The following is a 26,448-nucleotide window of genomic DNA, read 5'->3' as shown; positions in this document are numbered from 1 at the left end:
GGTCCGTTGACATGCGCCGCCCGCCCGAGCATGCTAAGCAGTCGCTTAGACTATGAGATGCGGGAGGCCAGGGACATGGCAGAGCCGAGGACGTTCGCTACGGTCGACGAGTTGCGTAGCGCCGTGGGCGAGCAGCTGGGATACACCGACTGGGTCGAGATCGAGCAGAAGCGGATCGACCTCTTCGCGGAGGCGACCGGCGACCACCAGTGGATCCACGTCGACCCCCAGAAGGCCGCGTCGGGTCCGTTCGGCACCACGATCGCGCACGGCTACCTCACCCTGTCGCTGCTGCCGCTCTTCGGGCCGCAGCTGATCGCGGTCGAGGGCGTGAAGATGGGCGTCAACTACGGGACGAACAAGGTCCGTTTCCCCGCCCCCGTGCCGGTCGGCTCGCGGCTGCGCTCCACCGCGAAGATCACCTCGGTGGACGACGTGACCGGTGGCGTCCAGGTGACCGTGGCGTTCACCGTCGAGCGCGAGGGCGGCGACAAGCCGGTCTGCGTGGCGGAGTCCGTCTCGCGCTACTACCTCTGAGACCGCGGGACCGTCCCGGATCCGGGAAGCCGGTCCGCACCCCGCCGAAAAGGAACGGGCACCTGGGACCCGGAGGACACGCGTCCGCCGGGTCCTACTCCTTGGCCCCGACCATCCGCAGGACCAGGTCGGCGTAGAGAGCGCCCACCTCGTCCGGCGTCCGGGGGCCGTCGACGCTGAACCAGCGCGCCACGTCGATGCACAGGGACAGCACCGCGAGCGTGGTGCCGGGGACGTCCGGGACGTCGAAGTCGCCCGCGGCGACGCCGTCCTCGACGATGCCGCGGACCTCGGCGTCCACCTGGCGGCGCAGCGCGATGATCTCGGCGCGCGCGTCGGGCCCGAGGGCGTCGAGTTCGTACTGCACGACCCGCGCCGTCGTGTGCTGCCCGGCGTGCCAGCGCACGAAGGACCGCACGGCGTCGGAGAGCCGCTCGGCGGCGGTGCCCTGCCCCTCGGCCGCGGAGCGCACGATGTCGAACGCCTTGTCGTGGCCGATCCGGCTGATCCGGTGGAGCAGCTCTTCCTTCGTCTTGTAGTGGATGTAGAGCGCGGCCGGACTCATGCCGGCGCGGCCCGCGATGTCGCGGGTCGTCGTCGCGTGGTACCCGCGCTCGGCGAAGGCCTCCACGGCGGCGACGAGCAGCCGCCGTGCCGCGTCCGGGGTGACCTCGGCCCACGGCTGCGTCTCGCCGCCGGGCGTCTCCTGCGCCGTACTCATCGCTGTTCGCCCCTTCTCCACTGTCAGGGTGAACACCATACCCCCGAACCTGAGCGAGCGCTTAGTGCCTGCGCCCGGTCCCGGACCTGCGGGGTCAGAGCTTCTCGAAGGGGTCGTACACCCGGCCGCCGGCGCGCTGGCCGTCCTGGCGGTCCCGGATCACCTTGGCGAGCGTGAAGGCGGACGTCACGAGGTAGAGGACGGCGATGGCCAGGAAGGCCCGCACCCAGGCGTCGGCGTGGAGCTTGAAGATGCCGAGGGCGGTCGCGGCCATCGCGACGGAGAAGGACGCCACGGCCTGTCCGTAGAAGGCGGCCGTGTTCTGCTGTTTGACCGGTGTCTCACTCATGAGAGAAGGATCGACGGACGCGGCCGCGGCCACATCCGCCGTCGTACTCAGAGGCGTACTCAGACCCGCGAGGGCGCCGCCGGCCGACGAAAGCCGGACGGCGCGAACCGGGGCGGGATCAGAAGGCCGAGACTCCGGTCAGGGCGCGCCCGATGACCAGCTTCTGGATCTGGCTGGTGCCCTCGTAGAGCGTCATCACGCGGGCGTCGCGCAGGAGTTTGCCCGCCGGGTACTCGTCGATGTAGCCGTAGCCGCCGAAGACCTGCAGGGCGTTGTTGGCGGCGCGCACGGCGGCCTCGGACGCGAAGAGTTTGGCCTTCGAGGACTCGGTCGCGAACGGCAGCCCGCGGTCGATGAGATCGGCGACCCGCCAGGTCAGCAGGCGCGCCGCGTCCACGTCGACGGCTATGTCGCTGAGCAGTTCCTGGACGAGCTGGTGGTGCGCGATGGTCTTGCCGAACTGCTCGCGCTCGGTCGCGTACGTCACCGCCGCGTCCAGCGCGGCCTGCGCGATCCCGACGCAGCCGGCGGCCACCGACATCCGCCCCTTGGCCAGTGCCGACATGGCGACCGCGAAGCCCTTGCCCTCGGGTGCCAGCATGGCGCTCGCCGGCACCCGCACGTCCTCGAGGGCGAGTTCGGCGGTGGCCTGGCCGCGCAGCCCGAGCTTGCCGTGGATGGTGCGGCGGGTCAGACCGGGGGTGTCGGTCGGCACCAGGAAGGCGGAGACACCCTTGTGGCCGGGGGCGTCGGTGGAACGCGCGAAGAGCAGCACGACGTCGGCCCAGCTGCCGTTCGTGATGAACATCTTGCTGCCGTTGATGACGTAGTCGTCCCCGTCGCGCACGGCCCGGGTCGTCAGCTGCCCCGCGTCGGAACCGGTGCCCGGCTCGGTGAGGCCGAAGCAGCCGACGTACTCGCCGGAGGTGAGCCCCGGCAGCCACCGCCGCTTCTGCTCCTCGTCCCCCCAGTACGCGATCGTCTTGGCCACGAGTCCGAGCGAGACGGAGACGATGCCGCGCACGGAGGAGTCGCCGCGTCCCAGCTCCTCGGTGACCAGGCAGTACGCGAGATGGTCACCGCCGCTGCCGCCGTACTCCTCGTCGACGGTCAGGCCGAGGAAACCGACGTCGCCGAGCTTCTTCACGATCGAGCGGTCGACCTCCTCGGCGCGGTCCCACGCGACGACGTGCGGGGCGATCTCACGCTGCACGAAGTCCCTGGCGAGCTGCCGGACGGCGGTCTGCTCGTCGCTGAGACCAAGGTTCATGCCGAGTCACCCCACAGATAGCGGCCCGTGAAAGCCGTACATTTAAATTAGCACTGCTAGTTTCCTGACGCAGCCCTACTATGTGCGCCATGGCCCGACCGCGCAAGCCCCTCCTCAGCACCGGCCGCATCGTCGAGACGGCACGTGCCCTGGTGGACGCCGAGGGCCTGGCGGCTGTCTCGACGCGCCGGCTCGCCGCGGAACTGGGCGTCAGCGGTCCCTCGCTCTACAACCACTTCCGCACCAAGGACCAGATCCTGGAGGCGGTCGCGGACTCGGTGAGCGCTCAGGTCGACCTGTCGATGTTCGAGGACGGCCGCGACTGGCGGACGGCGCTGCACGACTGGGCCGTCTCCTACCGGTCGGCCCTGCGCGACCATCCGAACATCGTCCCCGTGCTCGCGCGCGGGCCCGGCCGGCGGCCCGCCGGACTCCGGCTCGCCGACGCCGTCTTCGGGGCGATGGTCGACGCCGGGTGGCCGCCCGCGCAGGCCACCTCCATCGGCGCGCTGATGCGGTACTTCATCATGGGCTCCGCGCTGGGCTCGTTCGCCGGCGGCTTCGTGGACGACGAGAGCGCGTACGATCCCGCCGACTACCCGCACCTCGGTCAGGCGCACCTCCTCGCCGACCAGCAGGACAAGATCGACGAGCGGGCTTTCGAGACCGGGCTCGGGGCGCTGCTGGACGGCCTCGCGGTGCAGTACGCGCGGCGGGCACCGGAGGCCTGACCCGCCGGTCCGGTGCGCCCCGGTGGCCCTCTCGGCCCGGTGCGCCGCCGGTCCGGCGCCGGCTCCTCGTGATCTTTCGGCCGCCGCCGAAGTGTCCGTGTCGCATGCTGGACGGCATGACGAGGTCGAACGATCCGGTGGGACCGGGGCTCGCGGCACTGGCCGGGCTGCTGGCGGACGAGACGCGGGCCGCGTTCCTGCTCGCCCTCCTCGACGGGCGGGCGTGGACCGCCGGTGAGCTGGCCCGGCAGGCGGGGGTGGCGCCGTCGACCGCGAGCGAACACCTCGGCAAGCTGGTCGCGGGCGGCCTGCTCACCGAGGAACGGCAGGGGCGGCACCGCTATGTGCGGCTGGCCGACGCCCGGGTCGCCCAGCTCGTCGAGGACCTCGTGGCGCACGTCGGGCCCCGCCCCGCCGAACGGCCGCGCACGCTGCGGGAGTCGAGCGCCGGCTCGGCGATGGCGCGCGGGCGTACGTGCTACGACCATCTGGCGGGACGGCTCGGCATCGCCCTCACCGACGCGCTGACCGGACGCGGACTGCTGCGCCAGGACACCGGGTTCGCCCTCACCGACGCCGGTCTGCGCTGGTTCGGCGGCGCGGGCATCTCCCTGGAACGCACCGGGCGGCGGCCGCTGGCCCGCGCCTGCCTCGACTGGACGGAGCGCCGGCCGCACCTCGCGGGTACCGCGGGCGCGGCGCTGTGCCGGCACGCCCTGGACGCCGGCTGGTGCGTCCGCATCGGCTCGGACCGGGCGGTCAAGGTGACCCCGGACGGCGAGCGCGCCTTCGCGGAACTCCTCGGCATCGGGGCGACCGCACTCCGCTGAACTGCGCCAACCCCCTGCGGCCCGCGCTCACGGGAGCGGCGCCGCGTCCTCTGCCGTCCTCGGCCTCCGCGTCCGATATCCGCGAGACCGACGACCGCGTCACGCCTAGTCTCAGGAGCATGATGAACGCCTCCCCCGCCGGATCGTCCGCCTCGCCCCATCGCCGTGAGGGTCTGCTCGCCGCGGCCGCGGCGGTCGTCACCGTCGGGCTGTGGGCCTCCGCCTTCGTCTCGATCCGCAGCGCGGGCGACGCGTACGCACCGGGCGCGCTGGCGCTCGGCCGACTGCTCTCGGGGGTGCTGGTGCTCGGGGCGGTCTGCGCGGTGCGGCGCGAGGGGCTGCCGCCGCGTGGCGCCTGGCGCGGGATCGCGGTGTCCGGCGTGCTGTGGTTCGGCTTCTACATGGTGGCCCTGAACTGGGGTGAGCAGCAGGTGGACGCCGGTACGGCCGCGCTGGTGGTGAACGTCGGCCCGATCCTGATCGCGCTGCTCGGCTCCCGGCTGCTGGGCGACGCGATGCCGCCCCGGCTGCTGGCGGGCATGGCGGTGTCGTTCGCGGGCGCGGTCGCCGTGGGCCTGTCGATGTCGGGCGGCGGAGGGTCCTCGGTGCTCGGCGTCGCGCTGTGCCTGCTCGCCGCCGTCGCGTACGCGGGCGGGGTGGTCGCGCAGAAGCCGGCGCTCGGGCGGGCGAGCGCGCTCCAGGTGACGACGTACGGCTGTCTGATCGGGGCCGTGGTCTGCCTGCCGTTCGCCGGTCAGCTCGTCCACGACGCGGCCGACGCTCCTGTCTCGGCGACGCTCAACATGGTCTACCTGGGCGTCTTCCCGACCGCGCTGGCCTTCACGACCTGGGCGTACGCCCTGGCCCGCACGAGCGCGAGCCGGATGGGCGCGACGACGTACGCGGTGCCCGCCCTCGTGGTGCTGATGTCCTGGCTGCTCCTCGACGAGGTGCCGGGAATGCTGACGCTGGCGGGCGGCGTGCTCTGCCTGGCGGGTGTGGCGGTGTCCCGGTCCCGGCCGCGTTCGGCGGCGACCGCGGCGACCGTGCCGGAGGGAGCGGCGGTGTCGGGTCCCGCGGCGGTTCCGGCGTCCGCGCGGGCGGCTGCGCGCGGGGGCACGACGACGCCGGCGGCCGCCACGCCCACGGCTCCGTCGGGCACCGGCGCGCGTGCGACGTCGGCGTGCGACGAGGAGTCCGCCGCGAAGTCCTGCCCCGAGGAGGGCTGACACCCGCCCCGGAGCGCGTCCCGGCGCTCCGGGGCGGTGAGTTCCTAGAACACCACCAGGGCCCGGCCGCCCTTTCCGGCGATCATGTTGTCGAAGGCCGCCGGGATGCCGTCCAGGGCGATCCGGTCGGTGACCAGGCCCGCGAGGTCGAGACGGCCCGCGCGGACGTGTTCGGCGAGCACCGGGAGGTCGCGTGCCGGGTCGGAGTTGCCGTACACGCAGCCCGCGAGGGTCCTGCCCCAGTGGAAGATCTCCAGCGCGTTGAAGGTGACCTGCTGGTCCTTGCCGCCGATGCCGACGACCGTGGTGCGGCCGCCGCGGCGGGTGGACTCCCAGGCGGTGCGGATGGTGACGGCCCGGCCGACGCATTCGACGGCGACGTCGACGCCCTGCTTGCCGGTGAGGGCGCGGATCTCGCGTGCGGTGGTGTCGGAGGCGACGACGTAGTCGGTGGCGCCCGCCGCGCGCGCGAGCGCCTCCTTCTCGGGCGAGACGTCGACGGCGACGATCTTCGAGGCGCCCGCGATCCGGGCGGCCTGGAGGGCGACGAGCCCGACGCCGCCGACTCCGAACACGGCGACGGTCTCGCCCGCCCGGACCCGGGCGGAGTGATGGACGGCGCCGTAGCCGGTGAGGGCGGCGCAGCCGAGCAGGGCCGCGTCGGTGAGGGGAATGCCTTCGGGCACCGGCAGCAGACAGGAGACCGGCACCACGGTCTCCTCGGCGAAGGCGGCGACGTTCAGGCCGGGATACAGGTCGCTGCCGTCGGAGGCGCGGCGGGCGTAGACGTTCCCGGCGCCCGTGAGCGCGTCGGCGCACAGCCACACCTCACCCAGCGAGCAGGCGTGACATGTGCCGCAGGAGGGAGCCCAGTTGAGGACGACCTCGGCACCGGGCGCGACCTCGGTGACGCCCTCGCCGACGGCGACGACCGTGCCGGCGCCCTCATGGCCGAGGACGGCGGGCACCGGCACCCGCATGGTGCCGTTGGAGAGGGACAGGTCGGAGTGACAGACACCGGCGGCTGCCAGCCGGACCCGGACCTGGCCCGGTCCGGGGTCGGGGAGTTCGATCCCGGCGATCTCCAGCGGGGCACCCACGGCGGAAAGGACTGCGGCGCGAACCACGTGAACGCTCCTAGAACTGGAGGGACTTGGTCTGGAGGTACTCGGAGAGGCCGTGGGCGCCGAGTTCACGCCCCACGCCCGACTGCTTGTACCCCCCGAAGGGGGCCCGGGGATTGAAGCGGCCACCGTTGATGTCGACCTGACCGGTGTCGAGCCTGCGCGCGAAGGCGACGGCCTCGGCCTCCTCGCCCGCCCACACCGCGCCCGCGAGCCCGTACACGGTGCCGTTGGCGATGCGCAGCGCGTCCTCCTCGTCCTCGTACCGCAGGATCGACAGGACCGGGCCGAAGATCTCCTCCTGCGCGATCGTCATCTGCGGCGTCACGTCGGCGAAGACCGTGGGGCTGACGAAGTAGCCCTGGTCGCGCGGGGATTCGGGGCCGCCCGCGACGAGCCGCGCGCCCTCGGCGACGCCCTTCTCGATGTATCCCCGCACCCGTGCCTGCTGCTTGGCGTTGACGACGGGACCGATGCGGTCGCCGTACTTCGCGGCGGCCGTCGCCGCCAGTTCGACCGCCTCGTCGTAGCGCTCGGCGGGCACCAGCATGCGGGTCCAGGCGCTGCACGTCTGGCCGGAGTTGGACATCACGTTGGCGACACCGACGTTGACCGCCTTCGCGAGGTCGGCGCTCGGCAGGATGACGTTGGCGGACTTGCCGCCGAGTTCCAGGGCGACGCGCTTGACGGCGGCGCCCGCGGTGGCGCCGATCCGCCGTCCGACCGCCGTGGAGCCGGTGAAGGAGACCATGTCCACGTCCGGGTGCTCGGCGAGGGCCTGTCCCGCGACCGGGCCGAGGCCGGTGACCAGGTTGAAGACGCCGGCCGGGACGCCCGCCTCGGCGACCGCCTCGGCGAAGAGCTGGGCGGTCAGCGGGGTGTCCTCGGCGGGCTTCAGCACCACTGTGCAGCCCGCGGCGAGGGCGGGGGCGACCTTGGCGACGATCTGGTGCAGCGGGTAGTTCCAGGGCGTGATCGCGCCGACGACGCCGACGGGCTCCTGGTGGACGGTCGAGTTGCCGACCTTCTCCTCGAAGGCGTACGTCGCCGCGAGGTCGGCGTAGGAACCGGCGACCATGACGGGGACGCCGGCGTGCACGGCCTGCGAGAACGCGAGCGGTGAGCCGAGCTCCGCGGTGACGGTCTCGGCGATCTCGTCCTTGCGGGCGGCCAGGACGTCCCGCAGGGCGGCCAGCCGGGCGGCCCGCTCGGCTGGCGGGGTCGCGGCCCAGCCGGGGAACGCGGCGCGGGCGGCGCGCACGGCGGCGTCGACGTCCTCGGCCGTGCCGGCCGGGACGTGGCCGATCACCTGCTCGTCGACCGGGTTCACGACCTCGATCGTGTCCCGTCCGGCGGCGGGGCGCCACGCCCCGTCGATGTACATGCCGTCGTGTGCCTTCATCGTGTTCCTCCCGGGCGGGGCAGCGTCGTCCGGGCCCTAAACTAGCGATGATAGTTTTGCGGCGCCAGGGGGACCCGCCACCAGAAGGGCGGCCCGGGAGGTCGGAGCACCGCCCGAGACCCCGATGCCGACGACGGTCCACGGCCCCGGGGGAGCAGGACTCAGCTCTTCAGGCGTCTCTTCACGTGTCTCCTCACTCGTCCAGGTCCGGCAGCCGTGCCGGTGCCGGGCAGATCCGCTCGCCTCCCCGGTCGAAGACGAAGAGATGGGCGAGGTCGACCAGGAGCGGGACCTGCATCCCGTGCCGCAGGTCGATGTCGGGCGTGGTGCGCACGACGAGGTCGCCGGGGAGCCTGCCCTCGGGCGGCGTCCGTCCCGGCAGATCGGGATCCTCGTCCCCCTCGCCGGGCGGGTCGAGGACCACGACCGGTCCGGCTCTCAGCGCCCCCGCACGCTCCCGCAGCCGGTCCAGGACGGTGCCGTCGCGGCGCCGTCTCCGGGTCCCGCGGGCCGGGCGCGGCGACTCCAGATCCGGTACGAGGGCGGGCCGGGACCCGGTGTTGAAGTGGACCAGGACCTCGTGCCCCTGGAACTCCACGTGCTCGACCAGGCCGGTGATCGCCACCTCGCCCGCCCGCGCGTCGGACGCCCTGGCGAGCCGGATCGCCTCGGAGCGCAGCCCGACGATCACCTCACGGCCCTGCTGCACCCGGAGCAACTGGTGGTCGAGGGAGAGGGGTTCGGGCAGCCGCAGGAACTGTTTGCCGAGGCTGATCGTCATCGCCCCGTCGAGCGGGGCCCGGACGACACCGCGCAGCAGGTTGATCCGGGGGGTGCCGATGAAGGCGGCAACGAAGACGTTGGCGGGCAGTCCGTAGACCGTGCGGGGCGTGCCGACCTGCTGGAGGACTCCGCCGCGCAGCACGGCGACCCGGTCGCCGAGCGACATCGCCTCGGCCTGGTCGTGGGTGACGTACACGGTGGTGGCGCCCAACTCCCGTGTGAGCCGGGAGATCTCGGCGCGCAGGTGGTTGCGGAGCTTGGCGTCGAGGTTGGACAGCGGCTCGTCCATGAGGAAGGCGGAGGGATGTCGCGCGATGGCCCGTCCCATCGCGACGCGCTGCCGCTCGCCGCCGGAGAGCTGGCTGGGGAAGCGGTGGAGGAGGTCCTGGATGCCGAGCATGCGGGCCGTGGCGTCCACCCGGGCCCGGGGGTCCTCGCCGGGTGACTCGATGCGCAGCGGGAAGCCGATGTTGTCGCGGCTCGTCATGCTCGGGTAGAGCGCGAAGTTCTGGAACACCATCGCCATGTCGCGTCCGGACGGCGCGCGTTCGTTGGCGTACTCCCCGTCCAGCCGGATCTCGCCCTCGGTGACCTCTTCCAGGCCGGCGATCATCCGCAGCACGGTCGACTTGCCGCAGCCGGAGGGGCCGAGCAGGACGAGGAACTCGCCGGGCCGGATGTCCAGCGAGAGCCGTTCCACCACGCGGACGCCGCGCGTGTACGACTTGCTGACGTGGTGCAGGGAGATGGCGCGTGTCATGACAAGTGCCCCCGGGGGCGTGCAAGGCGCTGGTGCTCCGCGGTCGGTCGTCCCGCCCGAGTCGTACGGGACGTATGAGTCACGGAAGCTAACGGACCGCGCATGCCTGAGGGAAGACACCTACCGGTATCGGACGGGCCGGTTCGGTACGGGCGGAAACGGACGATCGTCTACCGGTCGGATCCGGACAGCGTCCCCGAGGCCGCCGGACCAGCGGGTCCGGCGCCGGACGCCGGACGCGGTTCCCGCCGGGCCTCATGGTGATGTCCTTCCGGGCCTCGGGGGAGCGCGCGCGTGAGGCCGTCGTGTGCGGGCGGGTCAGATGGTGCCGAACACGACGCCGGCGCCGAGGACCACCAGCGAGACGAGCACCGCCCACTTGACCACGAAGCGGGTGTGGTCGCCGAACTCGACCTTGGCCATGCCGACCAGGACGTACACGGCGGGCACGAGCGGGCTCGACATGTGCAGGGGCTGTCCGACGATGGAGGCGCGGGCGATCTCCAGGGTGGAGACGCCGTGGGCGTGGCCGGCCTCGGCGAGCACCGGGAGAATGCCGAAGTAGAAGCCGTCGTTGGACATGAAGTACGTGAGCGGGATGCTCAGTACGCCGGTGACGAGGGCCATGTGCGGGCCCATCCCGTCGGGGATGTTGTCGACCAGCCAGGACGCCATGTGGTCGACCATGCCGGTGCCCTGGAGGACTCCGGTGAAGACGGCGGCGGCGAAGACCATGCCGGAGACGTTGAGGACGTTCTCGGCGTGGGCCCCGATGCGGGCCTTCTGGTCGGGCATGTGGGGGAAGTTGACGGTGAGGGCGAGGGCCGCGCCGAGCAGGAACAGGACCGGGATCGGCATCCACTCCATGATCATGGCGGTGAGCAGGCCGACCGTGAGCAGCGTGTTGAACCAGTAGAGCCGGGGCCGCAGGGTGGCACGCCGCGGGTCGAGCCCCTGGAAGTCGTCGTCCTCGTCCATGTGTTGGAGGTCCTCACCGGTCCCCGGGTCCGTATCTCCCTCGCCAGCGCCCGCCTTGCCGGAGCCGAGGCCCGAACCTCCGCCGCGCACCGCTCCCTTGCCCGCTCCGGTGCGGCCCTTCGCCGCGCCCGGCACGGTGTCCGAGCCGCCCGCTCCGACGAGCACCGTCTCGGTGTGGGCCTCGTGGGGCTCCAGCACCTCGTCCAGCGTCAGGACGCCGAGCCGCGTGCGCTCGCGGCGGCCGAGGACGTACGCGAGCACGAGGACGCCCAGGAGTCCGGTGGCGAGGGCGGGGATCATCGGGACGAAGATGTCGCTCGCGTCGACCTTGAGCGCGGTCGCGGCGCGGGCGGTCGGGCCGCCCCAGGGCAGCGTGTTCATCACGCCGTTGGCCATGGCGGCGACGCCGGTCATCACGACGAGGCTCATCTTCAGCCGCTTGTAGAGCGGGTACATCGCCGAGACGGTGATCATGAAAGTGGTCGAGCCGTCGCCGTCCAGCGAGACGATGGCGGCGAGGAGCGCCGTGCCGATCACGATCCGCAGGGGGTCCGCCCTGCAGAACCTGAGGATTCCCCGGACGATCGGGTCGAAGAGGCCGACGTCGATCATCACGCCGAAGTAGACGATCGCGAACATCAGCATCGCCGCGGTGGGCGCGAGGTCGGTGACGCCGTCGAGGACGTAGTCGCCGAGGTGGGCGCCCTTCCCGACGAAGACACAGAAGAGTGCCGGGATCAGCACGAGCGCCGCGATCGGCGACATCTTCTTCAGCATGATCAGGACCAGGAAGGTCGCGATCATGCTGAAGCCGAGGATGGTCAGCATGGAATGGACACCTAACGTTCGCCCTTGAACTCCCACCAGGGCCGGCGGTCCGACGACGTTAGGTCGCGCCCGAAAGCGTTAACAAGATGTTGACACGCGAGCAATAAGCGCAGAAGTCCAGGTCACAGCGATGGGCACGCCGCGAGTTCCACGGGGACGCCGTTGAGCACCGCCGTGCCGGACAACGGGTCGAGCAGCGAGCCGTCGAGGAGCTGGTTGACGTTGACGCCGGGGTCCAGGGCCGCGTGGCTCATCCGGGTGCCGGGCCGGTCGTGGCCCCAGCCGTGCGGAAGGCTCACGACGCCGCGCCGTACCGTGTCGGTGATCTCCGCCGGGGCGGTCACCTCTCCCCCGGCGCCCTTGACGCGTACGGCGGCGCCGTCGGCCAGTCCGAGACGGGCCGCGTCGTCCGGGTGGATGTGCAGGGTGCAGCGGTTCGAACCTCCGGTCAGGGCGGGCACGTTGTGCATCCAGCTGTTGTTGGAACGCAGATGGCGGCGGCCGACGAGCACGACGGCGGCCGGGCGTTCGCGGAGCGCGGCGCGCAGGCGCGGCAGGTCGGCGGCGATCGGTTCGGGCAGCAGCTCGACCTTTCCGCTGCGGGTCTTCAGCCGCTGCGGCACCCGGGGCGCGAGCGGTCCGAGGTCGATGCCGTGCGGGTGCGCGAGCAGCCTGTCCAGGGTCAGACCGTCCTCGCGGGCGCCGAAGCCGTCGCCGTACGGGCCGAGGCGCAGCATCATGTCGAGGCGGCGCTCCGGGCCGTTCTCGCCGGTGAGCGCCCCGGCGAGTTCGCGCGGGTCGCGGCCGTGCACCGGGGCGGCGGTGTCGCCGACCGCCTTGCCGAGGGTGTTGTCGATGACCATCGTGTCGACTGCGGACGGGTCGGCGCCGTGCATGCCGGTGGCGGCGAGGACGAGCCGGGCGAGGATCTCGGTCTCCGCCATGCGGCCCTCCTCCAGCGGGACGGCGGGCCGGTTGTAGCGGACCTGGTTGCGGACCGCGAGGGTGTTGAACGCGAAGTCGTGGTGCGCTCCCTGGGAGGGCGGAGGCGGCGGCAGGACGACGTGCGCGTGGCGCGAGGTCTCGTTCAGATAGGGGTCGACGCTGACCATGAAGTCCAGTGAGCCGAGCGCCTTGTCGAGGCGGAGTCCGTCGGGCGCGGACAGGACGGGGTTGGCGGCGACGGCGATGACGGCACGGACCGGGCTGCCTTCCGGCGTCGCGGTGTCGATCTCCTCCGCGAGGGCGGCCAGCGGCAGTTCGCCCTTCGCCTCCGGGTGCCGGCTCACCCGGCTGTGCCAGCGGCCGAGCGCGAAGCCGTGGCCGGGACCCGCCGGACGCGGTGCCCGGTCGGTGGCGGCCAGCGGGAAGAGTGCGCCGCCGGGCCGGTCGAGGTTGCCGGTGAGGATGTTGAGCACGTCCACGAGCCAGCTGGCGAGGGTGCCGTGCGGGACGGTGCAGCTGCCGATCCGGCCGTAGACGGCGGCGGTGGGCGCGGCAGCCAGCTCGCGCGCCAGTTCACGGATGGTGCCGGCGTCGACGTCGCAGGCCGCGCTCGCCGCCTCGGGGGTGAAGTCCCGGAGCTGGTCCGGGAGTTCGTCGACCCCCAGGACGTGCGGGGCGAGTGCCCCGAGGTCGACGAGCTTCTCCTCGAAGAGGACGTACGCCATCGCCGCGAGGAGGGTCGCGTCGGTGCCGGGGCGGATGGCCACGTGACGGTCGGCGAGCTTGGCCGTACGGGTGCGGCGCGGGTCGATGACCGTCAGCGTGCCGCCGCGGGCCCGCAGCGCCCGGAGCCGGCCGGGGAAGTCGGGGGCGGTGCACAGACTCCCGTTGGACTCCAGCGGGTTGGCACCGATGAGGAGCAGATGGTCGGTGCGGTCCAGGTCCGGAACGGGGATCGCGTTGGCGTCGCCGTACAGCAGGCCGCTCGACACGTGCTTGGGCATCTGGTCGACGGTGGAGGCGGTGAAGACGCTGCGGGTGCGCAGCGCTCCGAGCAGGACCTGCGGGTAGAGGGCGCCGGCCATGGTGTGCACGTTCGGGTTGCCGAGGACGACCCCGACCGCGTGCGGCCCGTACCGCTCGATCACGGGGCGCAGCCCGGCGGCGACCGCGTCGAAGGCCTCCTCCCAGGTGGCTTCGCGCAGTGCGCCGTCCTCGCGGACGAGAGGGGTGCGCAGCCGGTCGGGGTCGCCGTCGGCCGCTCCGAAGGATGCGCCCTTCGGGCAGATGAACCCCTTGCTGAACACGTCGTCGCGGTCACCGCGGGCGCCGGTGACCCGGGTGCCCTCGATCGTCAGCGTGAGCCCGCAGGTGGCCTCGCAGAGGGGGCAGACGCGTACGGCGGTACGGGAGTCGGGGGTACTGCCGGAGGTGCGGGACACGGGTCCTCCCGGAGGGCGGTGACGTCGACGGCACGCGGACACCGCCGAGCATACCGACCGGTACGCATGGTGGGGAGGGGCGATCCCGGTCAGTCGAGGACGCGACCGAGGTAGGCGCGCAGCAGTTCGCGGGTCTCCGCGATGATCCCCTCGTCCCCCTCGGGCGCGACCCGGAAGGCCAGATGCACCAGGCTGTCGGCACTCTCCACGGCGACCAGGAAGCAGCGGCGGAGGTTCTCGTCCGGAGTGCGGCCCAGATAGCCGGAAAGCAGCTCGGTGAGGCGGTCGGCGACCCGGGTGTTGGGCTCGGCGTGGGAGGCGCCCACCGGGATCTGGTTCCCGAAGTCGACGAGCGAGAAGCCCGGGGCGGTGCGCTTCATGGCGAGGTACTCGTCGAGCACCGCGTCCATCGCGGCCCGCCAGCCCTGCCCGTCCGACTCCTCCAGGCGCAGGGTGACGCGCTCGGTGTAGAGCTCCAGGTTGCGCTGGGCGAGGGCGTCGGCCATCGCGCGCTTGTTGCCGAAGAAGCGGTAGACGGAGCCGATGGGCACGCCGGCCCGCTGGGCCACGGCGCGCGTGCTCAGGTCGTCGTAGCCCACCTCGTCGAGGAGGTCGGCGCAGGCGTCGAGGATCCGGGTCAGTCGTTCTGCGCTGCGCCGCTGTACGGGCGCTCTGCGCAGCGAGGTCGCATGGGGCACGCTCTTCATGATGCCTTTCCGCCGGGGTCCGGTGAACCTCCCTCATCACTACGTACCTCGGTGCCCTGGCCACTCATTCGCGCGTCCGGGCTCGCCGGCGGCGAGGAGGAGCCCGGGTACGACGCGGCCCCGTCAGGTGACGGACCGGCCGGATCCCGTGTCGAGCCGGCCGGATCCGGTGTCGAGCCGGGCGTCGACGCCGTGACGTCGGCGGTGCTCTCGACGGCCTCGCCGTGCACGGCCCACACCGTGCCGTCGTCCGCGTACAGCCGCGCGGTGACGTGGTGGGTGCCGCGCGGCACCAGCCGGCCGGCCAGGTGGTACTCGGTGGAGCGCAGCCGGGCGACCGTCCTGCCGTCGACGTAGAGACGGGCGGTGCCTCGTCCGGCGACCGGCACGGTGCGCGCACCCGTCGGCGAGAAGCGGAAGTTGTGGAGGGTCAGGCGCACGTCCCAGCTGTCGGCGGAGTCCGGCTGGATCTCGATCCCGACCTCTGGCGCACCCTTCTCGTCCACGTCACGGTAGAACCGTCCCTCCTCGTCCGCCTCGTCGAGCAACGTGCCCACGGGTGAGGCCGACACTCCGTCCTCCCGCCCGTGCGCATCACCGGTGCCGCAGCCCGCGGGTCCGCCGAACAGGGCGCAGACCGCGAGTGCGGTGAGCAGTCCACGCGTCCACCGCATGACGGGGAGCGTAGAACAAGGCTCCGACAGCCGGATCCCCCTGAAGTCGGGTTCTTGGCTCCGCGGGCAGGTCCTGGGGACTACGTCCGGCGAAGGTCGCCGGCGCGGCCGGTCCGGCGCGCGGGGGTGGCCGATCCCGTTCGGTGCCCGGGGCCGCCCTCTTGCGCGGGCGCGCGACGAATCCTACGGTGATGCATAGGAATCAGGCGCGAGGGAGCGATCATGAGCGGGGACGCGAGGAAGACGGCCGAAGGGCTGACCTACCTCACCGGATTCGGCAACGAACACAGCTCGGAGGCGGTCCCGGGGGCACTGCCGCACGGCCGCAACGCGCCGCAGCGCGCGCCCCTCGGGCTGTACGCGGAGCAGCTCAGCGGCACCGCGTTCACCGAGCCGAGGGCGTCGAACCGGCGCTCGTGGCTGTACCGGATCCGTCCGTCGGCCGCGCACCCCGCGTTCACCCGCACCGGCAACGGCGCGCTGCGTACGGCGCCCTTCACGGAGGAGGTGCCCGACCCGAACCGGCTGCGCTGGAACCCGCTGCCGGAGCCTCCGGCGGGGACCGACTTCCTCGCGGGCCTGTGGACCCTCGGCGGCAACGGCGACGCGGCACGGCGTTCCGGCGTCGCCGTCCACCTCTATCACGCCAATTCCTCGATGGAGCGGGTGTTCAGCGACGCCGACGGCGAGCTGCTCATCGTCCCCGAGCGGGGCGGTCTGCTGCTGCGCACGGAGTTCGGGCTGCTCGGTGTGGAGCCGGGACATGTCGCGCTGATTCCCCGCGGGGTGCGCTTCCGGGTGGAGCTGCTGGACAGCGCGCCGGAGGGCGGAGCGGCCGCGGGCGCCCGGGGCTACGTGTGCGAGAACTACGGGGCGCCGTTCCGGCTGCCCGACCTCGGTCCGATCGGGGCCAACGGCCTTGCCAACGCCCGCGACTTCCTCGCCCCGGTCGCCGCCTACGAGGACGCCGAGGGCCCGGTCGAGGTGGTGAACAAGTTCTGCGGCAACCTGTGGACGGCGACGTACGACCACTCGCCGCTCGACGTGGTCGCCTGGCACGGCAACCACGTGCCGTACGTCTACGACCTGCGCCGTTTCAACGTGATCGGCTCCATCAGCTACGACCACCCGGACCCCTCGGTCTTCACGGTGCTGACCTCGCCGTCCGACACCCCGGGCCTCGCGGGCGTCGACTTCGTGGTGTTCGCGCCGCGCTGGCTGGTGGGCGAGGACACGTTCCGGCCGCCGTACTTCCACCGGAACGTGATGAGCGAGTACATGGGGCTCATCGAGGGCGCGTACGACGCGAAGGCGGAGGGCTTCGTGCCGGGCGGCGGTTCGCTGCACAACATGATGTCGGCGCACGGCCCCGACCAGGAGACCTTCGAGCGGGCGAGCGCCGCGGAACTGAAGCCGCAGAAGATCGACGACGGGCTGGCGTTCATGTTCGAGACGCGCTGGCCGGTGACCGCGACGGCCCAGGCGGCCCGGGCCGAGCACCTCCAGCGGGGGTACGACGACGTGTGGCGGGGCCTCCAGCGGCACTTCCGCACGCGCGACTGAGGCCACCGGCCGTTGCCTTCCCCGCCCGCGACCGGTACGGATACCCTCGTGACCTCCTTCGCTCCGGACTCGATCGTCCTGAACCGCAAGCTGCCGCTCTGGTATCAGGTGTCGCAGTCCCTGCGCGCCTCGATACTCGGCCGCGCCCCCCAGGACCCCCTCCGTCTGCCCACCGAGGAGCAGTTGGCGGGCCACTACGGGGTGAGTGTGCTGACCATGCGGCAGGCGCTCAAGGAACTGGAGGAGGAGGGACTCATCACCCGGCACCGCAGGCGGGGCACGTTCATCGAGCCGAGCGCGCAGCGCGGCGCGCCCGTGCGGCTGCTCGGCTCGGTGGACGCGATCGTGGCCCAGCAGTCGGGTATGTCGACCGAGCTGCTGGACGAGGGGAAGGGGCCGGTCCCGGGTGAACTGGTGGAGTTCTTCCCGGACGTGGACGAGGTGGCGACGTACCACCGGCTGCGCGGTGACGAGGCGACGGGCGAGCCGACGAACCACGCGCGTAATTATCTCAGGACGGACCTGGCCGACCGCATCGACCGGGAGGACCTGATCCGCTGGCCGATGACGAAGGTGCTGCGCGACGTGCTGGGGGTCGCCATCAGCAGGATCACCGATACCGTCGAGGCCCGGCTCGCGGACCCCGAGACGGCCCGTCTGCTCCAGGTCCCGCTGCTCAGCCCGATCCTGCGCTACACCGGCGTCACCTACGACCAGGACGGCCGCGCGCTGGACGTGGCCGTCATCCACTACCGGGGCGACCGCTTCTCGTTCACGGTCACCCTCGACGCCCACTGAGCATGCGGTACGAGGACGCCGCGCGACGCCCACGTCGTACGATGCCGAGCGTGACGCACGACGCCGCACCGCTGCTCGCGGACCTCATGCCGTGGTCCGTCGCACCGCCGAGGCTGGGCCGGGGGTGGCCGACGGCCCCCGAAGCGGCGTCCCTGAAGGCGCGGTGGGACGTCCTCGCGAAGGCCGAAGGGGCGGACCGCGAGGCGCTGTTCGGTCCGACGCGCTCGCGCACGACGCACTCGGCGGTCACCCAGCTGCCGGGCCAGTCGAGCGGGACGGGCCGTCTGGTCCGCGACGTCGGCCCGTGCCCGGAGCCCGTCCGGGTACTGACCGCGCCCTTCGACGAGCACTGGCTGCTCCCGGACCACCGGCTGATCGACGCGGCGCGCCCCGAGTTGTGGCGGGTGGCGGGCGAGGGCCAGGTGTTCGCGGTCGAGCAGACGGTGGTGCCGGAGTCGCCCGGGCCGGCCCTGCTGGCCACCTCCGTGCTGCCGCTGGCCGCCGGCCGCGGCGGCCGGGTGCGCCCTCTGTACCGGCGTCCCGGTGGCGTCGAACCGAACCTGGCGCCCGGCCTGTTGGAGCACCTCGGCGCACGGCTCGGCCACTCCCCCGCCCCCCGGGACGTCCTGGCCTGGACGGTCGCGGTCGCACGGCCCGGCCGCGAGGGCTGCTTGGTCCCGCTCACCGCCGATCCCGAAGTGTGGTCGTACGGCGTCGAGTTGGGGCAGCGGATGCTGTGGCTGATGTGCCGGGACGGCGAGCGCCCCAAACTCCCCGGCGGCCGGCGCCCGTACGTCCGCGTACCGCTCACCGGCCTTCCCCACGCGGACACGGGTCGCCCCGGAGGGACGCTCCTCCTCGACCCGCGTTACGACCGCGCCGAGGAGGCCCTGCTCCTCGGCGAGGGCAGGATCTCCCCCGTGCCGCCCGAGGCCTGGGACTTCGAGGTGGGCGGGGTCCGCGTGCTGGAGCAGTGGTTCACGGCCAGGACCGGGGTGTCCGGGGCGGGCACCCTGGAGGCGATCGGCCCCACCGCGTGGCCGCGGGGCTGGACGTCCGAACTCCTCGAACTCGTCACGGTGCTCGCCCTGCTCGCCGAACTGCGCCCCCGGCAGGCCGGGCTGAGCCTCCACTCCCCCATCACCCGGACCGAGCTCGACACGGCGGGCATCCTGCCGGCCCCGGCGACCGCCCGCCGCCCCGCTTCCGTCCTGGACCACCACGAGGAGGGCCCGGAGGGGCAGTTCGCGCTGCTCTAGGGCATGCGGGCCCGGTCCTGCATCACGACGATCCGCGGGCACGCCCGGCGGATCGTCCCGTCACGTCTTCGGCTCGAAGGCGTCCAGCACCCGGCCCAGCGCCCGCTCGAACACCGCTTCCAGGTCGATCGGACCGGCGTCCTCCATGAAGGCGGCGGCCATCCGCGGATAGGCACCGGACGCCACCTGGCCGCCCAGATAGGCGATCCGGGCCGCGTTCTCCTGCTCCTCGGTCCAGGGCAGCGCGCGGGTCCGCTCGACGGTGGCCAGCTCGTTGCCGACGTAGGTCGTGACCACACCGTTGAGCATCGCGACCAGCTCCATCTTGGTGCCGTACGGCGCTTCGAGCGGGTCGAGACAGACCAGGCAGTGCTCCAGATACCGCAGGGCGTTGGGGCTGAAGCCGTACACGGGGGACATCAGCCGGGGCAGCCAGGGATGACGGTGCATGAGGGCGCGGGTCTGGTGGGCGACCCGCAGCATGTCGGCGCGCCAGTCACCGGAGGGCTCCTGGATGTCGTGCTCGCCGCTGATGGCGTCGACCATCAGCTCGTGGAGATCCTCCTTGCGCGGCACGTAGTTGTAGAGCGACATGGTGCCGCAGCCCAGGCCGGCCGCCACGTGCCGCATCGACACCGCGTCCAGCCCCTCGGCGTCCGCGATCCGCACGGCGGCGTCCGCGATGTCCGCCCGGCGGAACGCGGGCCGGGGTCCGCGGCCCGCCCGCTCGGGTCGGGCCCAGATCACTTCGGGTACGGCGTTGCGCCCTGCCATTGGTCGATCACCTCGCGACCATCCTAGTTACGTACACCGTACGTAGTGCGCTATGGTCACCCCATGGCTACTACGTACGGTGTACTTAGTGAAGGTCTGGAAAAGCGGTTCGGTGATGTCCACGCCCTGCGCGGGCTGGACCTGGCGGTGGCTCAGGGCGCGGTCTGCGGGGTGCTCGGGCCGAACGGCGCGGGCAAGACCACGGCCGTCCGGCTGCTCGCCACCCTGCTGCGGCCCGACGCCGGGTCCGCGCGTGTCGCCGGGCACGACGTGGTCCGGGAGGCCGCGGCGGTCCGCCGGAGCATCGGCGTCACGGGGCAGTACGCGTCGGTGGACGGCGACCTCACCGGGCGGCAGAACCTGCGGCTGTTCGCCCGGCTGCACCGGATACGGGACACCGGGGCCCGGGCCGCCGAACTCCTCGACCGCCTCGGGCTGACCGAGGCCGCCGACCGTCCGGCCGCGACCTACTCGGGCGGGATGCGGCGGCGGCTCGACCTCGCCGCGAGCCTGGTCCGCCGGCCGGCCGTGCTGTTCCTCGACGAACCCACCACCGGGCTCGACCCGATGAGCCGCACCCGCGTCTGGGAGACCGTGCGCGCTCTCAAGGAGGAGGGCACGACGGTCCTGCTGACCACGCAGTACCTGGAGGAGGCCGACCAACTGGCCGACGACATCGCGCTGGTGGACCGGGGCCGGGTCGCGCACACCGGGTCGCCCGCCGGACTCAAGGCACTGATCGGCGCGTACGCGGAGGTCGTGGTCGCCGACCCCGAGGCGCTCTCCGCGGCGGCCGCCGTCCTGGACCGGCTGACCGGCCGAGAAGCCGTCCTGGACGCCGTACGCGGGACGGTGGGAGTCGCCGCCACCGATCCGGCCCTGACCCTGCCCGGTCTGGTACGTGAACTGGACGCGGCGGGCGTGCCGTTGCTCGACGCGCGGCTGCGGCAGCCGACACTCGACGACGTCTTCCTCCGGCTGACCGGGGACCCCGCCGACGACAAGGAGCGCGTGGCATGAGCGGACTGGCCTACGACGGCGGCGCGATGCTGGGCCGCCAGTTGCGCAGGGTGCGCAACAGCCCGGGGCTCACCGTCCTCACCCAGACGATGCCGATCACGATGCTGCTGTTCTTCGGCTACGTCTTCGGCAGCGCGCTCGCGATGCCCGGGCCGCAGTACCGGTCCTTCCTGGTTCCCGGACTGCTGGTGGCGACCGCCGCCAACGGGGTCATGACCGGGATGTTCCAGGCGGCGCAGGACACGCACCGCGGGGTGGCCGACCGCTTCCGCACGTTGCCGATGAGCCGGGCCGCCGTGCCCCTCGGACAGGCCGTCGCGGATCTGCTCGTGACGGCCGCCGGCACCGTGCCGTTCCTGCTCGTCGGGCTCGCGGTGGGCTGGCGCGTGGAGGGCTCGGCCCTGCACGCGCTCGCCGCGGTCCTCCTGCTGCTGCTCTTCCGGTTCGCGGCGACCTGGACGGGCATCTTCCTCGGCCTGCTGACCCGGAGCGAGGAGGCGGCCGGCCAGCTCGGCAGCGTGACGTTCATGCTGCCGCTTCTGTCCAACGCGTACATCCCGACGGGCAATCTGCCGGGCGCTCTGCGCACGCTCGCCGAGTGGAACCCGATCAGCGCGGTGACGGCGGCCCTGCGCGAGCTGTTCGGAAACAGCCGGGTGCCGCACGGCTCCGCATGGCCGGTGACCCATCCCGTCGCCGGGGCGCTGCTCTGGTGCGGGGTGCTGCTCGCCGTGTTCCTCCCGCTCGCCGTCTGCCGGTACGCGGCCGGGGAGCGGTGAGAACGCCGGACGGCACGGCACGGCCCGGTCCGTGCCGTCCGGCCGGTCGGCACCGGCGCATGACAAAGGTGCTCCCGAGGAGCCATGATCCACCGCATGCAGTCACAGCCTCTGCCCCTCGAAGGCATCACCGTCGTCGCCGTCGAACAAGCGGTCGCGGCTCCCTTCGCGACGCGTCAGCTCGCCGATCTCGGGGCCCGCGTCATCAAGGTCGAGCGGATCGACGGCGGGGACTTCGCCCGCGGCTACGACTCCGCGGCCTCGGGTCTGGCCTCGCACTTCGTGTGGTGCAACCGCGGCAAGGAATCCCTCGCCGTCGATCTGAAGGACCCCCGCGGGCTCGATGTGGTCCGCCGGCTCGTCGCGGACGCTGACGTGTTCGTGCAGAACCTCGCCCAGGGGGCGGCGGCCCGGCTCGGCCTCGACGCGGCGACCCTGTGTGCCGAGCATCCACGGCTGGTCGCCGTGGACATCTCGGGATACGGGCCGTCCGGGCCGTACGCCGGCAAGCGCGCGTACGACATGCTCGTGCAGTGCGAGGCGGGGCTCGTGTCCGTCACCGGGACGCCCGAGCAGCCGGTGAAGGCCGGGGTCCCGGCGGCCGACATCGCGGCGGCCATGTACGCGTTCTCCGGTGTCCTCGCGGCGCTGGTACGACGCGGCACGACCGGGCGGGGCGGTCCGGTGGAGGTGTCGATGCTGGACGCGCTGGCGGAGTGGATGGGCCATCCGCTGCACCACGCGATGCACGGCGGCACCCCGCCGGAGCGCACGGGTCTCGCGCACTCCGTCATCGTTCCCTACGACGTCTATTCGACGGCGGACGGCGGACGGGTGCTGTTGTCGGTGCAGAACGACCGGGAGTGGCGCCGGCTCGCCCAACAGGTCCTCGGGACACCCGAGTTGGCGGACGATCCGGGGTACGCGACGAACCCCGCGCGCGTGGCGAACCGGGAACGCGTGGACACCCTGGTGACGAAGGCGCTCGGCGCGCTCGGCGCCGACGAGGCGGTGGCCCGCCTGGACGCGGCGGGCATCGCCTGCGCGCGGCTGCGGGACGTGCGGGAGGTCGCCGAGCATCCGCAGCTGGCGACCAGGAACCGTTGGCGGGACGTGGACTCGCCGGCCGGGCCGCTGCGGGCGTTGCTGCCTCCGATCACGCTGCCGGGCGGGGAGGAGGCGCGCATGGGGGCCGTCCCGCGGCTGGGTGAGCACACGGGCGTGGTACTGCGGGGGCTGGGCATGACGGAGTCGGACGTCGCCGGGCTGCGGCGGGACGGGGTGGTGCGCTGACCGTACGGCTCAGGACGTGGGTGACCCGCGCTCCGGCCGTGGTGACCACCGGGCGCCGCTGCCTGCCGTGGGGATGACGGACGCGGAAGGGCAGCGCTGCGCGGGTCGGTGGGTCACCGGAGCGCGGGTCGGGGAACGCCGGTGCCGACGGCTGCTCAGCGGCCGCCGAACAGCGAGCGGCTCAGCCGCCTGAGCGGCGCGAACAGCGAGACCCGCCGCACGCGTGCACTCCTGGAGCCGCTGTCGTGCGCGGTGTCACGCGCCGTGAGCTCACGCATCAGTGACGTCGCCTCGGCCGTCTCGCGTTGCGGTATGGCGGGACCGCCCAGCACCGCGAGATGGCGGTCGAGGCGCGAACTGGTCGCGCTGCTCCCGCACGTGATCGCAGGGACACGTGCCCTGCTGCGCACTGTTATCTGTTCCATGTCACTCCCCACCCGTACGAGTCCACCCGGCCCGGGCAGGCTAACCCTATCGCTCCCTCGCGGCACTCGTGTATCGCGGTCACAGGATTCACCTTCTCTGTAAGGAGGTTGACGGTTACTCTCCGAATCCAAGCGTTTCCAGGGCGAGTTGGACAACCGGCTGGCTGGTGGGCTGCACTGACCCTCCGTGAGGTTCGACGGTCACAGCCAGTGACGTCGCGTCCTGGTTCAGTCCCTCGGCGATCAGGGGCGTGTCGCCGTCGAAGAGACCGAGAGAACGTGGTTTCCCTTCGGGGCGCATGAGCCAGAGCTGGTGGACGCGGCCTCCGGAGGGGGTGCCGAGTCCGCTCGGTGTCACGACGGCGCGCCGCTCCGTGGCGGACGCCACGACGCCGATCCCTCTCCCCCGCGCGTCCCGTTGACCGGTGGCCCGGGCGTCGGGTGCGGCGAGAACGTGGGCGATCTCACGTGCCTGGGCGCGCTCCTGGTCGAGGCTCTCGCGGGTCTGCGCCGCCTGCACGGCGAACAGGGAGGCGACGACGAGGGCCGCCGCGGCCGTGGCCGTGGCGAGGGGGGCGAGCAGCGGGCGGAAGCGGGGTGAGCGTGCCCGGGTGGGCGGCTCGGCGGTCCGTGCGCGTGCGGTCCGGTCGCGGGGTGCCGGCTCCTGCGGGGTCGTGCGCACGGCGTACAGGACCCGTTCGCGCAGCGCGGCCGGCGGGGCCGCCGCGGTGGACCAGGCGAGCCGTACGGCGTCCTCGGTCAGCGCCCGCACCTCGTCAGCGCAGCGCTCGCAGCTCCTCAGATGGCGTTCGAAGCGGCGCCGCTCGTCCGGTTCCAGCGCGTCGAGGGCGTAGGGGGCGGCGAGGGAGTGCAGGTCGCGGCCCAGCAGTTTGTCGAGGACGCTCACGCGGCACCTCCCAGGCAGTTGCGCAGACGGGTCAGGCCGTCACGCATCCGGGTCTTGACGGTGCCGAGGGGCAGCGAGAGCCGTTCGGCGACCTCCCGGTACGTGTAGCCGTCGTAGTAGGCGAGGGTGACGGACTGGCGCTGCAGGGTGGTGAGCCGGTCGAGGCAGCGGCGGACCCACTCGCGTTCGAGTCCCGCCTCGACCTCCTCGGCCACCTGGTCGAACGCGGGGTGGTGATGGCGCCGGCCCTCCCGCTGCTCGCGCTCGGTGGCCGCGCGGGCGCTGCGCACCCGGTCGACCGCGCGGCGGTGCGCGAGGGTGAGGATCCAGGACAGGGCGGTGCCGCGCCCGGGGTCGAACCGCGCGGCGGAGCGCCAGAGTTCGAGCAGCACCTCCTGCGACACCTCCTCCGACTGCGCGGGATCCCGCACCACGCGGCGCACCAGTCCGAACACCGGTCCGGAGACCAGTGCGTACAGATCCTCGAACGCCCTCTGGTCGCCTCCGGCCACCCGTATCAGCAGCTCGTCAGCCTCCACGCGTCCCCCTCTCCGGACGTGCACGGTCCGCACCCTCCCTACCTGTTCGCAGCGAACGTCTCTCCGGATGGGTTACGGATCAGGGAGCCGAAAACGCGAGTCCGGCGCCGAGCAGTTCGACCGTCCGCAGAAACAGGCCGTCGCAAACACGTTTGAGATTCGACCAATCCGCCCCCGCGACCGCTCCGAATGGCGTGCGTCAGGCAAGTTGGACTTGAGGACGGACGGCATGACACCTATCTCCAGGAGCGGCGGGGGACGCAGGACTCTCGCGACCCTCGTATGCGGTGCGCTGGCCGCCGGTGCGCTCGCAGCCGCCGGCGTGACCGCGCTGCAACCGGGGGCGGCCTCCGCCTCCAGCCACCGGGAGGCCCCGCTGATCTCGGGCACTCCCCAGTACGACAACACCGACGTGTACGCGTTCGTGAGCCCGGACAAGCCCGACACGACGACCATCGTGGCGAACTGGATCCCCTTCGAGGAACCCGCGGGCGGGCCGAACTTCTATACGTTCGCCGACGACGCCCAGTACGACCTGCACATCGACAACAACGGTGACGCACAGGGCGAGTTGATCTACCGCTACACCTTCAGGACGCACCGCAAGAACGGCGACACGTTCCTGTACAACACGGGTCCGGTCACCAGCCTCGACGACCCCGACCTGAACATCACGCAGACGTACGACATCGACCTGCTGCGGCTGCACGACCAGAAGCTGGTGTCGCGGACCAAGGTCGCGGACGACGTGCCGGTCGCGCCGTCGAACGTCGGCAAGGCGTCGATGCCGGACTACGCGAAGCTGCGCGGGCAGGCCGTGCACAAGCTGGTGGGCGGCTCCACGACGTTCGCCGGCCAGGCGGACGACCCGTTCTTCCTGGACCTGCGCGTCTTCGACCTGCTCTACGGCGGGAACCTGACCGAGGTCGGGCGGGACACGCTCAAGGGCTACAACGTCAACTCCATAGCCCTGCAGGTGCCGAACGACATGATCCGCGAGTCGGCCGGACAGCCGGTCGTCGGCATCTGGTCCACCACGCAGCGCAGGGACGCCCGCGGCAGCTACCGGCAGGTCTCCCGGCTCGGCATGCCGCTGGTGAACGAGGTCGTCAACCCGCAGAAGGACAAGGACAAGTTCAACGCGTCGGCGCCCTGGAACGACGCCCAGTTCCTGAAGAACGTGACCAACCCGGAGCTGCCGAAGCTCATCGAGGGGATCTACAAGATCAAGGCGCCGGCCGAGCCCCGCAACGACCTGGTGGACGTGTTCCTGAAGGGCGTGAAGGGCCTCAACCAGCCGCCCCACGTGCGCCCGGCGGAGGAACTGCGCCTCAACACCTCGGTCAAGCCGGCCATGCACCCCAAGCGCCTCGGTGTGCTCGACGGCGACAACGCGGGCTTCCCCAACGGGCGGCGGCTCACCGACGACGTGATCGACGCCTCGCTCCAGGTCGTCGAGGGTGAACTGGTCGGCTCGAAGAACGACTTGGGCGACGCGGTCGACAAGAACGACAAGAAGTTCGAGAAGTACTTCCCGTACGTGGCCGAGCCCACCTCCGGTTCGCGCGGCGCCCTCGCCAAGGGCACCACCGACGGGACCGACGTGCGCAGCCAGCTGGGCGACGCGCTCCAGCCCGCCGGAGCCTCCGGCGGCGGGACCGACACCGTGCTCGTCGCGGGCTCCGCGGCGGCGGGGGCCGCCGGAATCCTGCTCCTCGGCACCGGCCTGCGCTGGTGGCGGCGACGGTACGACCGGGCCTACTGACCCGGCCTCCCGACCG

The 26,448-nt window shown here is 72.4% G+C and carries 25 protein-coding genes; 11 read left to right on the top strand and 14 right to left on the bottom strand.

The window, feature by feature from the left end:
• The first annotated feature begins 75 nt into the window (after window positions 1-75).
• The gene (locus tag ACIRQH_RS19025; protein ID WP_388868896.1) at window positions 76-537 is read left to right on the top strand and encodes a MaoC family dehydratase; all 462 of its coding nucleotides are present in this window, start codon (window positions 76-78) and stop codon (window positions 535-537) included.
• A 94-nt stretch (window positions 538-631) separates the two neighbouring features.
• On the opposite strand, the gene ACIRQH_RS19020 is transcribed toward ACIRQH_RS19025, so the two are convergent.
• The 3 genes from ACIRQH_RS19020 to ACIRQH_RS19010 form a co-directional block, all read right to left on the bottom strand.
• Window positions 632-1,258 (bottom strand): TetR/AcrR family transcriptional regulator, encoded by a 627-nt coding sequence (locus ACIRQH_RS19020; protein WP_404226623.1) that lies wholly within the window; start codon window positions 1,256-1,258, stop codon window positions 632-634.
• A 94-nt stretch (window positions 1,259-1,352) separates the two neighbouring features.
• On the bottom strand, window positions 1,353-1,607 hold the full coding sequence (locus ACIRQH_RS19015) for a YiaA/YiaB family inner membrane protein (RefSeq protein WP_358819567.1): 255 nt from the start codon (window positions 1,605-1,607) through the stop codon (window positions 1,353-1,355).
• Window positions 1,608-1,725: 118 nt separating this feature from the next.
• Complete coding sequence (locus ACIRQH_RS19010; RefSeq protein WP_388868902.1) at window positions 1,726-2,877, bottom strand: acyl-CoA dehydrogenase family protein; 1,152 nt, start codon at window positions 2,875-2,877, stop codon at window positions 1,726-1,728.
• An 89-nt stretch (window positions 2,878-2,966) separates the two neighbouring features.
• On the opposite strand from ACIRQH_RS19010, the gene ACIRQH_RS19005 reads away from it, so the two are divergent.
• The 3 genes from ACIRQH_RS19005 (at window position 2,967) to ACIRQH_RS18995 (ending at window position 5,667) form a co-directional block, all read left to right on the top strand.
• Entirely contained in the window at window positions 2,967-3,608 is a 642-nt protein-coding gene (locus ACIRQH_RS19005; protein WP_358819565.1) for a TetR/AcrR family transcriptional regulator, read from the top strand.
• Between the two features lie 104 nt (window positions 3,609-3,712).
• Complete coding sequence (locus ACIRQH_RS19000; RefSeq protein WP_358819564.1) at window positions 3,713-4,438, top strand: winged helix-turn-helix domain-containing protein; 726 nt, start codon at window positions 3,713-3,715, stop codon at window positions 4,436-4,438.
• Between the two features lie 119 nt (window positions 4,439-4,557).
• Entirely contained in the window at window positions 4,558-5,667 is a 1,110-nt protein-coding gene (locus ACIRQH_RS18995; RefSeq protein ID WP_404226621.1) for a DMT family transporter, read from the top strand.
• A gap of 44 nt (window positions 5,668-5,711) precedes the next feature.
• On the opposite strand, the gene ACIRQH_RS18990 is transcribed toward ACIRQH_RS18995, so the two are convergent.
• The 7 genes from ACIRQH_RS18990 to ACIRQH_RS18960 form a co-directional block, all read right to left on the bottom strand.
• Window positions 5,712-6,794: a Zn-dependent alcohol dehydrogenase gene (locus ACIRQH_RS18990; protein WP_358819562.1), complete on the bottom strand. Its 1,083-nt coding sequence runs from the start codon at window positions 6,792-6,794 to the stop codon at window positions 5,712-5,714.
• Between the two features lie 10 nt (window positions 6,795-6,804).
• A complete protein-coding gene (locus ACIRQH_RS18985) occupies window positions 6,805-8,193 on the bottom strand; it encodes an aldehyde dehydrogenase family protein (protein WP_404226620.1) in 1,389 nt (462 codons plus the stop codon).
• A gap of 193 nt (window positions 8,194-8,386) precedes the next feature.
• The gene (locus ACIRQH_RS18980; RefSeq protein WP_358819560.1) at window positions 8,387-9,736 is read right to left on the bottom strand and encodes an ABC transporter ATP-binding protein; all 1,350 of its coding nucleotides are present in this window, start codon (window positions 9,734-9,736) and stop codon (window positions 8,387-8,389) included.
• Window positions 9,737-10,054: 318 nt separating this feature from the next.
• Complete coding sequence (locus tag ACIRQH_RS18975; RefSeq protein WP_388930323.1) at window positions 10,055-11,542, bottom strand: CitMHS family transporter; 1,488 nt, start codon at window positions 11,540-11,542, stop codon at window positions 10,055-10,057.
• Between the two features lie 122 nt (window positions 11,543-11,664).
• A complete protein-coding gene (locus tag ACIRQH_RS18970; RefSeq protein ID WP_358819558.1) occupies window positions 11,665-13,929 on the bottom strand; it encodes a molybdopterin oxidoreductase family protein in 2,265 nt (754 codons plus the stop codon).
• Between the two features lie 89 nt (window positions 13,930-14,018).
• The gene (locus ACIRQH_RS18965) at window positions 14,019-14,636 is read right to left on the bottom strand and encodes a TetR/AcrR family transcriptional regulator (RefSeq protein WP_358819557.1); all 618 of its coding nucleotides are present in this window, start codon (window positions 14,634-14,636) and stop codon (window positions 14,019-14,021) included.
• Window positions 14,633-15,310 (bottom strand): nuclear transport factor 2 family protein, encoded by a 678-nt coding sequence (locus ACIRQH_RS18960; protein WP_388868925.1) that lies wholly within the window; start codon window positions 15,308-15,310, stop codon window positions 14,633-14,635. The genes ACIRQH_RS18965 and ACIRQH_RS18960 overlap by 4 nt, the downstream gene beginning before the upstream one ends.
• 222 nt (window positions 15,311-15,532) lie before the next feature.
• Here ACIRQH_RS18960 and hmgA point away from each other — a divergent pair, with 222 nt between their 5' ends.
• The 3 genes from hmgA to ACIRQH_RS18945 are packed head-to-tail and all read left to right on the top strand — an operon-like array spanning window position 15,533 to window position 18,930.
• Window positions 15,533-16,873 carry a homogentisate 1,2-dioxygenase gene (gene hmgA / locus ACIRQH_RS18955; RefSeq protein ID WP_404226618.1) on the top strand — a complete coding sequence of 447 codons (1,341 nt, stop codon included), beginning with the start codon at window positions 15,533-15,535 and terminating at the stop codon, window positions 16,871-16,873.
• A gap of 48 nt (window positions 16,874-16,921) precedes the next feature.
• On the top strand, window positions 16,922-17,671 hold the full coding sequence (locus tag ACIRQH_RS18950) for a GntR family transcriptional regulator (RefSeq protein WP_358819554.1): 750 nt from the start codon (window positions 16,922-16,924) through the stop codon (window positions 17,669-17,671).
• Between the two features lie 41 nt (window positions 17,672-17,712).
• A complete protein-coding gene (locus ACIRQH_RS18945) occupies window positions 17,713-18,930 on the top strand; it encodes a type ISP restriction/modification enzyme (RefSeq protein ID WP_388868931.1) in 1,218 nt (405 codons plus the stop codon).
• Between the two features lie 60 nt (window positions 18,931-18,990).
• Here ACIRQH_RS18945 and ACIRQH_RS18940 read toward each other — a convergent pair whose 3' ends face one another.
• Window positions 18,991-19,704 carry a TetR/AcrR family transcriptional regulator gene (locus ACIRQH_RS18940; RefSeq protein WP_358819552.1) on the bottom strand — a complete coding sequence of 238 codons (714 nt, stop codon included), beginning with the start codon at window positions 19,702-19,704 and terminating at the stop codon, window positions 18,991-18,993.
• A gap of 63 nt (window positions 19,705-19,767) precedes the next feature.
• Between ACIRQH_RS18940 and ACIRQH_RS18935 the strand changes: the two genes are divergently transcribed.
• From ACIRQH_RS18935 to ACIRQH_RS18925, 3 genes are all read left to right on the top strand, one after another.
• Window positions 19,768-20,724 (top strand): ATP-binding cassette domain-containing protein, encoded by a 957-nt coding sequence (locus ACIRQH_RS18935; RefSeq protein WP_404226617.1) that lies wholly within the window; start codon window positions 19,768-19,770, stop codon window positions 20,722-20,724.
• On the top strand, window positions 20,721-21,503 hold the full coding sequence (locus tag ACIRQH_RS18930; RefSeq protein WP_404226615.1) for an ABC transporter permease: 783 nt from the start codon (window positions 20,721-20,723) through the stop codon (window positions 21,501-21,503). Before ACIRQH_RS18935 ends, ACIRQH_RS18930 begins: the two co-directional genes overlap by 4 nt.
• 96 nt (window positions 21,504-21,599) lie before the next feature.
• Window positions 21,600-22,796, top strand: coding sequence for a CaiB/BaiF CoA transferase family protein (locus tag ACIRQH_RS18925; RefSeq protein WP_404226614.1), 1,197 nt, complete (start codon window positions 21,600-21,602; stop codon window positions 22,794-22,796).
• 155 nt (window positions 22,797-22,951) lie between these two features.
• Here ACIRQH_RS18925 and ACIRQH_RS18920 read toward each other — a convergent pair whose 3' ends face one another.
• From ACIRQH_RS18920 to ACIRQH_RS18910, 3 genes are all read right to left on the bottom strand, one after another.
• On the bottom strand, window positions 22,952-23,221 hold the full coding sequence (locus ACIRQH_RS18920; protein ID WP_358819548.1) for a hypothetical protein: 270 nt from the start codon (window positions 23,219-23,221) through the stop codon (window positions 22,952-22,954).
• A 115-nt stretch (window positions 23,222-23,336) separates the two neighbouring features.
• Window positions 23,337-24,128 (bottom strand): anti-sigma factor domain-containing protein, encoded by a 792-nt coding sequence (locus ACIRQH_RS18915; protein WP_388868940.1) that lies wholly within the window; start codon window positions 24,126-24,128, stop codon window positions 23,337-23,339.
• Window positions 24,125-24,667: a sigma-70 family RNA polymerase sigma factor gene (locus tag ACIRQH_RS18910; RefSeq protein WP_081223566.1), complete on the bottom strand. Its 543-nt coding sequence runs from the start codon at window positions 24,665-24,667 to the stop codon at window positions 24,125-24,127. Before ACIRQH_RS18910 ends, ACIRQH_RS18915 begins: the two co-directional genes overlap by 4 nt.
• A gap of 229 nt (window positions 24,668-24,896) precedes the next feature.
• Between ACIRQH_RS18910 and ACIRQH_RS18905 the strand changes: the two genes are divergently transcribed.
• Window positions 24,897-26,432: a DUF4331 domain-containing protein gene (locus ACIRQH_RS18905; RefSeq protein ID WP_358819546.1), complete on the top strand. Its 1,536-nt coding sequence runs from the start codon at window positions 24,897-24,899 to the stop codon at window positions 26,430-26,432.
• The last annotated feature ends 16 nt before the right edge of the window (window positions 26,433-26,448 follow it).

Origin of the sequence: Streptomyces sp. NPDC102279 (assembly GCF_044766365.1) — a bacterium.
Lineage (GTDB): Bacteria > Actinomycetota > Actinomycetes > Streptomycetales > Streptomycetaceae > Streptomyces.
The sequence above is the reverse complement of the archived record's forward strand: the minus strand, read 5'-3'. Positions and strand labels throughout refer to the sequence as shown.